A 13801-nucleotide genomic window follows, 5' to 3' on the forward strand; every position below is an offset into this window, starting at 1 on the left:
TCTCTTACTCTTTACTTTGATTTTTAATACAGTTTAGTGCGTTTTTTTCCATATTGACGATGCCATATGCAAGCGCATCGAGTTGCTGTGTGCTTAGCCCGCTGTATAGCTGGCTTTTAATATCAATGAGTTTTTCGTTTAGCGACTGTAAAATTGCCCCACCTTGCTCGGTAAAGTAAATTTTTTTACTGCGTTTATCGTGCTCATCAACTTTACGGGTAATTAATAGCTGCTCTTCTAATTGCTTTAATGTGCGAGTAAGCGAGGGCATTTCTATTCCTAAACTCTGCGCAAGCTCAAGCTGCGTTATGCCCTCGCCCAACATATTTATATAGGTTAGCGCCGTCCAGCGCGATTGCGTAAGCCCTAAAGGTTCTACAGCTAAAGTGATGGCCTCGCGGCACAGCCTATGAACCCGCCCCATGTTACCAATAATGGTCAAATCGAGCGTTTCGTGAAAAGGTTTTTGAGTAGTCATAACCACCTCAAATTAGTTAGCATGCTAAGTATTTTAGCATTAGTTAGCGTGCTAAGTAAATATTGAGAGGGGTTGCAAATAAGAAAGCCCCAAAACTGGGGCTACATAAATTTGTGGATTTAAAAATTAAGGAGGTTAGCAGGGGAGTACTGATCGGTAAGCACTTTTGTATTGGCAGGCCAATCTTGCTTGTTTTTGGTACTTTGCATATAGGTACTAATTGCTTTTAAATCTACATCGTATTTTTTTAAACGCGGGTTAAGTGCTTTAATACGCTGATTAATTTGCGCCTCAGTAGGCATAGAGTTTACACCCGCTAAAATAATACGGTTAGAGCGATTAGCACGGCTTACGTTAATAAAATCGCCAAACACGGCGTGGTAAGTTGCCGACTCATGTTCGTATAATTTACTGCTCGAAAACGTATTAGCGGCAATTACACCGCCCTCGGCCAATACGCTTTTTACCTCTTCAAAAAACTCTTTGGTGAGTAAGTGCTCAGGAATATAATCGCCGTTAAACGCATCAAGAATAATCCAATCGTACTTTTGCTTTTTAATGGCTGCGCGCTTTATAAATATGCGCCCGTCTTGCACGCTCGAGGTGACCGCATCGTTTTCTATAAAGTTAAAATAGTTACGGGCTACTTTTAAAACGGCGGGATCTATTTCAACATTATGAATTTTAGCTGCAGGGTAAAGCGCATGAATGACATTAGAAAGCGTACCGCCACCTAGGCCAATAATAAGCACATTTTTAGGGTTATCGGTTACTAAAAGGCTGGCAAACGTAAGTTTTGTGTAGTTAAAAACCAGTTTGTCGGGGTTGTTTTTGTACATACAGCTTTGGCTGGTTTGGCTACTTTTTGTATTAAATTTTAAGCAGCGTAGGTCATGTGTTTCATCAACAATAATATTGCGATATAAAGAACGCTCCTCGTGCACTACATTACTGTGCGCCGCAACCGAAAACAGTACCGCTGAAAATAATAAACAGTTACGCATGGGCAAGCTCCTTATTACCAGCAAGGCTATTAACAGTAATTGCCAGCACACCTAACAGGCCCAAGGTTAACGCAAAGGCACTTATAATGGTGTTTACATCAAACGCCAGTACAAAGTAAAACGAGGTAATAATAGTCCCTAAGGCGCTGCCCAACGTGCTTACAAAATATAAAATGCCCGCAACTTGGCCACTTTTATGGCTGTCGGTGACTAATAAACGCACCGAGTAAGGCGAGATCATGCCTAAAATAACGGTAGGAATAAAAAACAACGCCGTAGAGGCAAGTAACGAGCCGTAGCGTGTATCTTCAATGTGGGTAAAAATAAATTCCATTATTGGCTGCGAAAAAAGCGCAATAGGCACCACCATAATACTGGCAGTTAAAAATATTAAGCCATATTTTGTAAGCGATGCATTTTTAGTACTTAGCTTACCGCCGAGTAAATACCCAAAAGAAAGGCTAAGCATAAATACGGTAATTATGCTGCCCCAAATGTGCACACTACTGCCAAAAAAAGGCGCTAAAATACGCCCGCCTAATAGCTCAATACCCATAATGCAAAAGCCACTGCAAAAGGCTAAAAAATAAATTAACGCGTTTGTTTTTATACTCATGTAATTATCGTTATGTAACCTAAAGAGATCTCCATACTAACGTGATGACAGGGCAGTCGCTAGTGCATTAAGTAATCGCTCTGTGATTTTTTAAAAAGTTGTTTTGTTATAAAGTAACACATGTTAAACTTGTTGTTATAATATAACACCTTCGATTTCCCTATTATCATGAAGTATTCTTTAGTTTATTTAGCCTGCTTAGGCATAAGTGCGCAAACAGTGGCGCAAGAGCAAAACGACGAAATTGAAAAAATATCGGTTACTTATAAACAAGCATACCGTGGCGATATTCCTCAAAAGCAAATGCCGCAATCTATTGTAAGTGTTAGCAGTGCTGCGCTTGATCAAAAAGGCATTACTAAATTACAAGACGCGCTCGATTTTTCAGCGAGTATTTCGCGTAAAAATAACAGTGGCGCACTATGGGATAGCTTTTCTATTCGGGGTCTTTCGGGTAACGAAAACATGCCATCGGGCTATTTAATTAATGGCTTTAGCGGTGGGCGTGGTTTTAGCGGCCCGCGTGATGTATCTAACATTGATTACATTGAAGTACTAAAAGGCCCTGGCTCAGCACTTTATGGGCGCTCAGAGCCCGGCGGTACTGTAAATATTGTGACTAAAAAGCCACAGTTTGAGCCGCAAGGTGAGCTAAAACTAAGCTTAGGCAGCGACAGTTTTAATCGCGTTGAAGGCGATTACACTAACGGCATTAACGACACCACCGCGTTTAGAATAAATGGCGCGTGGCAAGATAGCGACAGCTACCGCGATGAGGTGTACACCAATAAAAAGGTAATTACGCCGTCTATTTATCATCAAATAAACGCATCAACCAGTGTGACTTATGAGTTTGAATACGTAGATTTAGCGCAGTTATTTGACCGTGGTGTTGTCGTACTCGATAACGATTTTGACACCGTACCAAGCTCGCGCTATTTAGGTAACCCAAACGATGGCGACACGCAGGTGTATTCGCGCGGGCACCAAATTACTTTAAATCACGATATTAACGATGAATGGTCTTTAGTGGCCGGTGCAAACTACCGCAGCTCTACGTTAACGGGGTTTTCGTCAGATGCTGAGCTTTCGCCATCGCGCCAATCGCTATTTGATGATGGCCGCACACTTACTCGCCAGCAGCGTTATCGCGACTACGAAGTAGAAGATTTAAGTGTTAAGTTTGAGCTAAGCGGCAGTGTAGACACAGCCGGTATTACGCACCATTTATTAATAGGTGCCGATGCATACAAGTACGATTTACGCACTGCGCTTTCTCGCTATAGAGGCGGTAACGGCACTTATACCGTTGATATTTTTGAGCCAAATTACGATGTAGAACGCCCAGCAGTAAGCCTGCTTTACGAAAACGACGAAGAGCAAAAAGCATACGGTATTTATGTTCAAGACCAAATGGATATTACCGACAAATTTAAGCTATTAGTGGGCCTAAGGTTTGACAGCGTAGACCAAGATATTTTAGAAACCAACAGCGGCGTGTTTTCGACCAGCTCTGAAAGCCAAATAAGCCCTCGTGTTGGCGTAGTGTACGAGCTAAATAACGCACTCACCTTTTACAGCAGTTACTCAGAAGGCTTTTTGCCACTAAGCGGCACAGATGCAAGCGGCGACCCGTTTGGCTTTGAATACAGTGACTCGTTTGAAGTTGGCGCTAAGTTTGAATACTTAGGCATAAACGGTACTGTGGCATTTTTTGATGCGTCTAAAAGTAATATGTTAGTGGCAGACCCTGTAAACGTTGGTTTTTCAGCGCCTATTGGTAAAGCCGATAGTAAAGGGTTTGAGCTTGATTTAAACACCTATATTACTGATGCAACCGCGTTTAACTTATCGTACGCCTATATAGATGCCACCACAGCAAACGACATTATTAATGCCGATTGGGGCGTGCCAATTGAAAAAGGCAGCCCGCTGGTTAATGTACCAAAAAATAACTTAAACCTTACGCTTAGCCACCAAACAGCTGTAATGGGTAAAGAGCTTGAGTTTGGTGCAAGCTACCAATACACCAGCAGCCGTTTAGGTGATGCCGCCGATTTAAGTTTTAGGCTACCAAGCTACCAATTAGTAGGCGTATTTGGCAACGTTAACTTAACCGAACAAACCGAGCTTAATATAAGTGTTAATAACATTTTTGATGAAGATTACGCCGAAAGCAGCTACAACGCTTTATGGGTTTACCCAGGTGCGCCAACTCAATTTAAAATGTCGTTAGCGTATAACTTTTAATAGCTAGCTAATTAAAGTTTTCATCCTAAAGCGTCTTAATGTAGTGGTTAAGGCGCTTTATATTTTTAAGCCCATTTATAAAGTGTGCATAAGTTTATTAAGCCAACCATCGGCCTTTGAAGGTTTGTATATCATTACAATGCTTTCACTGTAATGACTGTTAACCCCCTTTACAGTTAATTTTGTAAGCCCTAAATCATCAATCACAAAGTTAGGTAAATACGCCAACGCCAAGCCACTTTGAACCACCTCTATTAATGCACTGTAATCGCTACATCTAAATACAATATTGCGCGGTGCAATATTATCTTGCCAGCCGTCGGAGCCTATACCTTGCTCAAGGCCGCACAGGGGTGAAAACAATGGGCATGCAAAAGCAAGCTCTAATAATTGGTTTTTATTGAGCGTTAAAGAGCCAGTTTTTACTAGCTGATGCCCAGCGGCCCCAGCCACACTAAACCCAGTATTAAATACATCAACCGCCACTAAATTGGTATGTGAGCTGTTATTTAATGCCTCGCGAGTTACTAGCGCAATATGCGCCGCGCCTGATGCAACTTGGCTTATGGCTTCACCTTCAAACACATTATTAATACGCACCGAGCAGGGCAGGTTACTAAGAGGTGTAAGCAGCTTTTTAAGGCCACTTTTAAGTAAAATGGCAGGGCCTGCAATAACCGCATTAAATTTATGATTATCGCTTTTAAAGCGGCTAGTAAGCTGCTGGTAATTATGAACTAAATCACTACTGTGCTTAACAAACTCTTTGCCTTTATCATTAAGTACTAAGGTTTTCCCCACACGATTAAACAGCTCCGTGGCTAAGTTTGCCTCAACCTTTTTCAGCGTTTTAGACAGCGCCCCTGGGGTAATATTAAAATGCTTAGCGGTTGTGTGCAGGTTTTGCGAACCCGCCATATGAATTACTTTTTCAATGTCATCTAAATGCATAGCGCCAAACCGTATTGATTAAAAGGAAACAACTAATAACTTATTATCGATTATTAATACATAAAAATCGACTTATAGTGGCGCTATATTTATTTTTGAGCATTAACATGAAACACATACTGCTAATTTTTATTTTATTCTCAAGTGCAGCACTAGCAAGCGACCCTCAGCACAAGGCACACAATACACATAAAGCCCACGGCTATGTGGGGTTTCATGGTATGGCGCTTATATTAGCCGGCGATAAAGTACTTGCCAGCCACATGCCTTTATACGCCCCCCCACACAACTACCAAATAGTGTACGAAGTAACTACCAATGACACCCATCTTAAAATAATCAAAAAAGCACTAAACGAATCACTAAAAAAACAAACTCAGATCACCATTTTACCAACCAAATTTGATTTGAATTTATTAATAAATAAGCTGACACCCACATTAAACACCACTGTGTTTAATGGCCATTTTGAGCGCGAAGGTACGGCTTTGTTTTCGACAAAGCTGACCTTTAAAAGTCCGTTATATGTAAAAAAGCTCGCTATAACACAACCTGCAAAAGAAGAGTTTGATTTAATAAAGGTTTCAGCAGAGCAAGGCTTGATAATTCATAAAATACAAAGTAAACCAAGTTATGACTCACTCAGTTTAGTAGCACTAACTAACGGAAAATATAATGGCAAATTAAAATGTGATGCGCCAGTAACCACAGCGCTTGCAAGTAAGTTACAGGCCTGTTTTAAAAGCGTACCAAGCTATTTAGAAACTCGCGATTTTTCAGTTAATTAAAAAATTCTAGCAGCGCTTTAGCTTAAAAAGCGCTGCTATATAGATTACTTAACGTTAAGAGCATATACATTTACCAGAACGTATTCGCCGTTTAACAATTTTATTTGCGTTAAAATGCGTGAGTACGCATCGCCTTCAAATTCATCGAGCACATGCCAGTGATCTTTTAAATTAGTTGAGCTAAACACATAGCCATTTATCTCTTGGCCTGTTTCGTCTAATACCAGTGCAGGAAAGCCCATTTTGGCGCCCCAGCCCTCGTTAATTAAATTGCCAACTACACTGCCTTGCTCAAACGTACCGCCAATATTGGCAAGAATATGTTCGTTCGGATGCCCTGGGCACAAGGTGCCATATACAAATAGTGCTTCTAACACGTAAACTCCTAAATTAAGGCTAATGATTATGTTTGACTAAGCTAAAGCTTAACTAAATATGAAAAAATTCCCGAGTGAAATTTTACTCTTACAATGACACCCACCTTTATTTTTGCACTTTACGCAATAAGCATCTACTTTCTTAATTGGTTCATCAAAAGCTATTTAGCCTCGCTAAAATATTTTGTATTGATATATGTGCTTATGCAATTATGAGTAATCACACGCATATTGTGCTTTATGTTGATGATAAAAAAGCGAATAGGTTGAATGACAAGGCTATATTGCTACGCTGGCATAAGCTATGTAAAGGCACACCACTTACACAAAAATTTTTACAAGGTGAGGCGCTTAGCAGTACAGAGCGATACTTTTTAAGCCAAACTATTATTCAATACAGAGAAAGGTTATCTAGCATTAGCTGGTTTATGCGCGTTTTAAACGAACACATTGCCCGAAAAGCTAATAAAGAAGATAAATGCACTGGCCGATTTTGGGAAGGGCGATTTAAATCACAAGCTCTTCTTGATGAAGCAGCCCTTGCAGCTTGCATGGCTTACGTTGATTTAAACCCAATAAGAGCAAAAGTAGCTAAAACCCCCGAGAGCTCAAACTTCACCAGCGTGCAAAAGCGCATTCAGGGCGCTAAAAACGCAAAGCAACCCAAACAACTTTTAAAATTTGCAGGTAAACCCTGTAAATTTATGCCTATAGGTTTACCGTTCGAGCTTAAATATTACCTCGAATTAGTTGAGCTCACAGGGCGCATTATTCGCGATGATAAACCAGGTTTTATTGAAAGCACTCAGCTCCCTTTATTAGAAAGAGTAAACATAGCACCAGAGAACTGGTTAAAACTCACTAAAGACTTTACACGCGTATTTCATGGCGCTGTAGGTAAGCCGCAATCACATGTAAATTACTGCGAGCATTTAAATAAAAAGCGACGAGTTAATTTTAGTAATTGCGAAAAGCTACTAGCCTAAAAAACCCTTCTTTCATTTAAAAAACAGCCTAAATGCTGGTTTCAGCGTGCCCTCAATTTAGTTAAATACATAAATATCAGCACATTTTTTAAAATAACCGCAGTATATGCCTTTTAATATGTCTTGAGCTTACATATTTTTAAATTAGCCATTTAATTAAGTCGATTTTTTGAAATAATTAAAGTGGGTGTCAGCTTAAATAAATTATATTCTTGTGAAGAATTTAAGATGGGTGTCATTTTAATTGAGTTTATAGTCAGATCCACCTTTCTGATACATGCAATGAAGGCTACTATATTAGATTTTATTGCTGTAATAATAGGTAGATAGATTTATTGAAAATTTTGATTGGATTATAAGGACCTAAAATGGTTAGCTTAATATCGGTTCTATTGGTCATTTTGTTTTACCTTAATCTCTTTAGTGCACTTAGAGTTGGTGAGATTTTTCTTCCTGGCTATCGTTTGAAAACAAATAAGAACATGAGTGTTTTTGAATTAAAGCAAGAATGTAATAAACAGTTTTCACTTGGTACGTGGTGTAAGGAAGGGGAGTCTGGTTTTTTAACTGGTGTCGTTTTTAGTGTCACTGCTATTTTTGTGCTTATGTATATCTTAATTAAAAGCATTTGAAATGGGTGTCATTTTAATTTTAATTGTTTTCTTATTTAGCAGTAACAATCCCTAAATTAGCCAAATTAATAATCTACAAGTCTATTTAAAACAAAAAGGCCGCAGTAAATAAATACTGCGGCCTTTGTTTTTAGCTAAACTTTTTTAAACGAGCTACGTTTAATAAGCGCCTGCGCTGTAAATAAGCTCGTAGCTGTGGCTGTAAATCTCAAGGATGTTACCAAACGGGTCTTCCATGTAGATCATGCGGTACGGCTTTTCGCCAGGGTAGTAGTAACGTGGCTCTGGCATACGTTTTTTACCACCTGCAGCAACAATGCGCTCCGCTAAGCCTTCAACATCTGGGTCTTGTACACAGAAATGGAAGATACCGGTTTTCCAGTATTCAAAGTTGTCTTTAGGGTTTTCTTGGTCTTTAAATTCAAAAATTTCTACACCAATGCGGTCGCCTGTTGAAAGGTGCGCTATTTTAAATTTTTCCCAATTTGGACCAAATACATCGGTACACATTTCGCCAATGGGGCTGTTATCTTCAGTGATCACGGTAGGCTCCATTATGGTGTACCAGCCCATCACCTTAGTGTAAAACTCTACGGCTTTTTCAACATCTGGTACTGAAATACCAATGTGCGAAAAACTACGTGGATATGTATGACTCATAATGCTTCCTCTTTAACTGTGATTAGTTGATGGAGTTAGTTTACGAACCCGTACTTATTAAGTAAAATTATCATTAATCATCGTTTTGAGTACGTTTTGTAATGATAAATCCAACATGGTTAAATACGTTTTGTACGTTGGTTGAGGTAAATCATTTTACCCAAACCGCCGAGCGTCTTTTTATGACCCAATCGGGCGTAAGTCAGCACATTAAAAAGCTAGAGCAGCAAGTAAACTGCGCGCTATTAGAGCGCCATGGCAAACAATTTACCCTTACCGTACGTGGGCAAAATTTGTATCAGCAAGGCAGCTTGTTATTAAAAGAATGGCAATTTTTAGAACAACAATTAAAAGATGACTCGCCTTACAGCGGCCTAGTAAAAATACAATCGCCTGGTAGTTGTGGGCTACAATTTTATAGCCAATTATTAGCATTACAGGCTGAGCATACCGAGCTTAATATTGATTATCGCTTTGCACCTAATACCAGTGTAGAGCAAGCGGTGGCAAACCACAGTGCCGACATAGGCTTTTTAACCCAAGCCCCCACGCTTAGCGAAGTTACCAGCCACAAAATTGGTCAAGAAGCTTTATTACTTGTCACCCCCGCACATATTAAAAACCCAACATGGGAGGTTTTATGTGAGCTTGGCTTTATTGGCCACCCCGATGCAAAACACCACGCGCAGCTATTACTAAGCGAAAACTACAGTGAGTTTGAACATGTTGATCAAATTAAACGCACGGGGTTTTCTAACCAGATAAGTTTAATACTGGAGCCGGTCAGTTTAGGGCTAGGTTTTACGGTTTTACCTGCGCATGCCGTTAGCGCATTTAATAAACCTGCGCTTATTAAAACGCACCACTTAGCTAATCCGATTAGCGAAAATATTTATGTGTGCCATCACCGAAATAGGCCAATGGCAAAGCGCATGAATACAGTAATTGAAGCAATAAAGGCAGGCTAGGGCGCGTGTAACCGCGCCCGTAAAGCCCCTTTACAGTTTAAGCTGCACGTTTAGGTTTTTGCTTAAAACCAAATAAGGTTAGCTTAGTTTGCAAATACATTTTGTGTACTGCAAAAGTGAGTAAACTCATAAGCGCCATTAGGCACAGCGTTGGCACAAGCGACTGCGTATGATAACCAAACACTCCCATAAACCAGCAAATAAGCACCCACTGAATAATGTAAAGGACCGTTACATGTTTGCTCGCATACAAAAGAGCCCGTGTAATAGGGCCGTTGAATTTATTAGCAAATACATACTCTATGGCCGCTAACGCACATAAATTTAAACCCACTAAATAAATAATACCGCCGCCATTTAAGTGAAAAAAGTTACCAAACTGGCCTTTAAAATCAATAAATAACCACACTGAACCAATCACTAATAATGCAGCCCCTAACTTTGCACACACATTAAATAAATACGCTGCATTATGCTGGCTATTTATATATACACGCCCAAGCACGTAGCCGGTTAATATAGCGCTTACCCATGGAAATACCGGAAAATAAACTTGGTAGTTATTAGCAAAAAACAAATCGCTAATGTAAGGCGAAAGCGCAAACTGCTGCCCCCTAACTAACTGGCTTACAAGTGCAATAGCCATGGCTAAACATGCAATCCATGTGGTTTTCCAGCGGGCAATATTAAGCGCGCCAAACAGCACTAAGCTCACCCCAGCAAGTTGTAAAATATCACCGGTTAACACCATAAATTGTAACTGCCCAGCACTGAGCGGGCTTTGCCAGCCATAGGCATTTATAAATGCCTCGGGCATGGTATTAAATACCTCAATGGGTAGCCAAAACTTTGCCACATTCATCAAATACGCAAGGAGTAAAAGCTGTATACCACGCTTAATTAATAACATGGGGGTTTGCCTGCGCGAAAGCGCCATAGACAGCCCCATTGCCACCAAAAACGAGGCTGTGCCTTTGCCAAGTATATGAATAACAGCACCAAATAGGCTCTCACTTTGAAGCGTTGTGCTCGAGTACATCCATAGGGTGTGTACCAAAATCATAATAAAAACGCTCGCACCTCGGGCAAGGTCTATCGTTTTAAGACGTGTGTTCATTGGTTTTAATATCCTTTTTAGGGCAGGTTTGGCATTTGCTGTAACCAGCTAAATAATAACGACAGCACGTTAAGCGACCGGCCGTTAATTTAAATGGGGTGTTTAAATTAAAGTCATTGCTGATTAAATTGTGTAGCTGCTGATGGCAATGTGTAGTGTGATCAGCGCTTGCTAAATTTAAGCTATGGGCGCGCTCAAATGCGCTGTTAAGGGTGTCGATTAATAAGCGCCCTTGCTCTTTTTTTCCCAGCGCATAATCTGTATTGATCCACTTACCTACACAGCTAATAAACTCAATAAGTGCAGTGTTTTGCTCAGCTTTACTTAATATAGGCGCACCGCTGAGGTTAAACCCTCGGCTATAAGCGCCATTAATTTTAAGCTGTAATTGCGTGGGGTTATGTGCATTTTGTTTAGAAGTATGCCAATAACAATAGGCATAAATAGTTTGCCAACAAAGCTGCAAATATAAATGCCGGCTAATAAATTGCCCTGGCGCATGTGGGTAATGTGCCTTGCAATTAATCGCTAATGTGCGCACTAAATGTAAGCTTGGGTGAGCCGCAGTAGCTGGCTCACCTGGGAAAAATAAAAAGTGCGCAAGGGTTACAGGCTTAACCATACAACTTTGCCGATACCGGGTTATTTAAACTTCCGGCAAACTGTAAACTGCCTGCTGGGTCGGTTAAATCAACCATTTGTTTATTATTGCCAAGCTGCAAGCGGTTTAAGCAAGAGTGTGCAAATTCATCACTAAAAAAGTCATACTCTTTAAAACGCGCATTTAAGGCAGGGTTAGCCTGTTGATACGCTTTAACACTTTGCGCAACGCCGTGCCAAAAGTCGTGCTCGGTAATGCGCTCTTCTCTTACTAAAATAGCCACTAGGTATCTAAAAAAGCAGTCAAATACATCGGTAAATATGCTCAGTAATTCAAGCTCTTTTGGCATAGCAATATGAATACGCGAAACCTCATCAGGTAAAGGTTCAGTGCTATTAAGCAGCGCCACTTCTTCACCTATGTCTTTCATGTAAGCGCCCACAGGCACTGAATTTTTAAGCTTTAAAATAAGGTTTTCGCCGTGCGGCATAAACACTAATTTATGGGCATAAAAACTATGCACCAACGGTATAAGATAGGCGTTAAAATAGTGTTGCAGCCAAGCATGTGTGCTTAAACCACTTTGATCTATTAATGCACCTGCCATACTTTTACCGTTGTTATCTAGGTGCAGTAGGGCGGCCATGGTGGTGAGCTGCTCATTATTTTGTAAGTTATGGTTTGGGTTTTCGCGCCATAAACAGGCAAACATTTTACGGTACGGTGTATCGTCCAACGCGCTTTGCTCAAAGGTATGATGCGAATACCCTAAGGTGGCGTACTCTCTTAGTGCTGTAAAATTGCACGCACTAAGCGTGGGGTCGTAGTTTACTTTATTAAACACCCAATCATTTATAGCCGGGGTTACCGCCATATAAGCGCGCGAAAGCCCGCGCATAAACCCCATATTTAAAATAGACAGCGCCACTTTTAAATACGGCTTATGCGGATGCGAGCAGTTATATAAGGTGCGAATAGATTGCTGCGCTTGATATAAATCGTCGCCTTCACCTAAATACACTAAGCGGTTATAGGCAAACTCGTTGGCAAACACCACACTTAATTTATGTTGGTATTGCCACGGGTGGGCAGGCATAAATAGGTAGTCGTCGGGGTTTAGGTTTTGCGTTTTTAGCGCTTTGTTAAACGCATCACGGGTGGTTAAATCAAGCTCACCACTAATATGGCTTGGGTAATCACTAAAGTATTCACTATAAGCAAAATCACATACTGTTTTATGCGCCGCTAACCACAATACTTTAAACGGTTTACCCACCTCTGGCGCATAGCGCAAAAAGTCGGTTTTGCTAAAACCAATACGGCCATTATTAGCCACAAACGCGGGGTGGCCTTCGCTCATTGCGGCCTCTATTTGTTGTAGCCCTAATTGCGCAAGTTCGGCTGCGCTAAGAGTGTTGTTTTCGCGTTTATAACAGGCACTCGCAAGTGTGGCGTTAAGCTCTTCAAGGTAAGTGGCTAAACGCTCGCCAGTTAAACCCAGCGCAGGGCCTTGTACACTAAAAAAGTGCAGTACATCAAGCTCTGCTTGCTCATTATTAAGGTTATAAAAGCATAAGCTTGGCTCGTCTATATCTATATGATTAAGCGCCATAGCACGGCCATTAAATATAAAATAACCCCCTTCAATATTTACTTTAAAACCTTGTGGGGTTTGCTCTGCAACCAATAAGCGCTCGTGTACCAGTTCGCTAATGGCTTTACTTTGTAAGTGCCTGTTTGCCCATTGCCAGTGGTCAAACTTTATATAGTCGGTGTTTATTGGCGTTTGCGCTTTGTGATGTAAATTAACGTGCGTTTCAAACGCAGCTTTATTACAAAACCCAAGGTAGGCGTTTTTATCACCAAGGGTTATTTGCTTAGTATGCACAAAGCCTAAACGCTTATTTAAGGTATGAATTTTACTATTGGCAATGTCAGGCTCTACTACTACGCGTGCATCGGCATTATGAGTAAAAATACTGTGCAATACGCACTGCATTATTTCAAAACTAAAATGGCGTTTAGGCTGTGTATTTGGGGCAAGTAAAATATGCATGCCGGTATCGTTTGGCATTACCTCATAGGCGGCTGCGAGTAGTTTGTCGTGCTTTGGGCTGTAAAGCTCAACTAAGGCAAGCAGCTCATTATTTTGCTCAATAACATAGGCATGATGGTGCGGGTTGTTAATTATATCTTGGTAGGCGCTGCACATTTGCTCGTGTGTGTGTTTACTCATACCCCAAAAATGGGCGTAAGGCAGAGCAAGCCACTGGCAAATTATGGGCATATCGCTTTGCTGTAGTAACCGCATAGTCACATTACCTGTGTGTTGTAACGTGGTTACAAAAGATGAAAAATACATAAAAACTCCTA

General features: G+C 40.7%; 13 protein-coding genes and 1 pseudogene. 5 read left to right on the forward strand and 9 right to left on the reverse strand.

The window, feature by feature from the left end; all coding sequences use genetic code 11:
• Positions 1–4: 4 nt before the first annotated feature.
• From EJ103_RS19925 to EJ103_RS19935, 3 genes are all read right to left on the reverse strand, one after another.
• Entirely contained in the window at positions 5–478 is a 474-nt protein-coding gene (locus tag EJ103_RS19925) for a MarR family transcriptional regulator (RefSeq protein WP_126009632.1), read from the reverse strand.
• 119 nt (positions 479–597) lie between these two features.
• Positions 598–1482 (reverse strand): fused MFS/spermidine synthase, encoded by an 885-nt coding sequence (locus tag EJ103_RS19930; protein ID WP_126009634.1) that lies wholly within the window; start codon positions 1480–1482, stop codon positions 598–600.
• Positions 1475–2098 carry a fused MFS/spermidine synthase gene (locus tag EJ103_RS19935; protein WP_004586267.1) on the reverse strand — a complete coding sequence of 208 codons (624 nt, stop codon included), beginning with the start codon at positions 2096–2098 and terminating at the stop codon, positions 1475–1477. Before EJ103_RS19935 ends, EJ103_RS19930 begins: the two co-directional genes overlap by 8 nt.
• 168 nt (positions 2099–2266) lie before the next feature.
• Here EJ103_RS19935 and EJ103_RS19940 point away from each other — a divergent pair, with 168 nt between their 5' ends.
• Complete coding sequence (locus tag EJ103_RS19940; RefSeq protein ID WP_126009636.1) at positions 2267–4348, forward strand: TonB-dependent siderophore receptor; 2082 nt, start codon at positions 2267–2269, stop codon at positions 4346–4348.
• Between the two features lie 75 nt (positions 4349–4423).
• On the opposite strand, the gene EJ103_RS19945 is transcribed toward EJ103_RS19940, so the two are convergent.
• A complete protein-coding gene (locus EJ103_RS19945) occupies positions 4424–5299 on the reverse strand; it encodes a LysR family transcriptional regulator (protein ID WP_126009638.1) in 876 nt (291 codons plus the stop codon).
• A gap of 107 nt (positions 5300–5406) precedes the next feature.
• On the opposite strand from EJ103_RS19945, the gene EJ103_RS19950 reads away from it, so the two are divergent.
• Positions 5407–6087: a hypothetical protein gene (locus EJ103_RS19950; protein WP_126009640.1), complete on the forward strand. Its 681-nt coding sequence runs from the start codon at positions 5407–5409 to the stop codon at positions 6085–6087.
• 44 nt (positions 6088–6131) lie between these two features.
• Here EJ103_RS19950 and EJ103_RS19955 read toward each other — a convergent pair whose 3' ends face one another.
• Positions 6132–6464 (reverse strand): gamma-glutamylcyclotransferase, encoded by a 333-nt coding sequence (locus tag EJ103_RS19955; RefSeq protein WP_126009642.1) that lies wholly within the window; start codon positions 6462–6464, stop codon positions 6132–6134.
• A gap of 170 nt (positions 6465–6634) precedes the next feature.
• Between EJ103_RS19955 and EJ103_RS19960 the strand changes: the two are divergent.
• Positions 6635–7450, forward strand: a pseudogene (locus EJ103_RS19960) (transposase); the annotation flags it as partial.
• A 368-nt stretch (positions 7451–7818) separates the two neighbouring features.
• Entirely contained in the window at positions 7819–8082 is a 264-nt protein-coding gene (locus tag EJ103_RS19965) for a hypothetical protein (RefSeq protein ID WP_126009644.1), read from the forward strand.
• A 159-nt stretch (positions 8083–8241) separates the two neighbouring features.
• On the opposite strand, the gene EJ103_RS19970 is transcribed toward EJ103_RS19965, so the two are convergent.
• Complete coding sequence (locus EJ103_RS19970; RefSeq protein ID WP_054982007.1) at positions 8242–8742, reverse strand: lactoylglutathione lyase family protein; 501 nt, start codon at positions 8740–8742, stop codon at positions 8242–8244.
• 101 nt (positions 8743–8843) lie between these two features.
• On the opposite strand from EJ103_RS19970, the gene EJ103_RS19975 reads away from it, so the two are divergent.
• A complete protein-coding gene (locus EJ103_RS19975; protein ID WP_126009645.1) occupies positions 8844–9710 on the forward strand; it encodes a LysR family transcriptional regulator in 867 nt (288 codons plus the stop codon).
• Positions 9711–9747: 37 nt separating this feature from the next.
• Here the strand turns inward: EJ103_RS19975 and EJ103_RS19980 are convergent, their stop codons facing one another.
• From EJ103_RS19980 to EJ103_RS19990, 3 genes are read right to left on the reverse strand one after another with little or no spacing between them, the layout of a single operon-like run.
• Positions 9748–10827, reverse strand: coding sequence for a heparan-alpha-glucosaminide N-acetyltransferase domain-containing protein (locus tag EJ103_RS19980; RefSeq protein WP_126009647.1), 1080 nt, complete (start codon positions 10825–10827; stop codon positions 9748–9750).
• On the reverse strand, positions 10811–11449 hold the full coding sequence (locus EJ103_RS19985; protein WP_126009649.1) for a hypothetical protein: 639 nt from the start codon (positions 11447–11449) through the stop codon (positions 10811–10813). The genes EJ103_RS19980 and EJ103_RS19985 overlap by 17 nt, the downstream gene beginning before the upstream one ends.
• A complete protein-coding gene (locus tag EJ103_RS19990; RefSeq protein ID WP_126009651.1) occupies positions 11442–13790 on the reverse strand; it encodes a GNAT family N-acetyltransferase in 2349 nt (782 codons plus the stop codon). Before EJ103_RS19990 ends, EJ103_RS19985 begins: the two co-directional genes overlap by 8 nt.
• Positions 13791–13801: the final 11 nt, after the last annotated feature.

This window comes from Pseudoalteromonas sp. Xi13, assembly GCF_003952205.1.
Classification (GTDB): domain Bacteria; phylum Pseudomonadota; class Gammaproteobacteria; order Enterobacterales; family Alteromonadaceae; genus Pseudoalteromonas; species Pseudoalteromonas atlantica.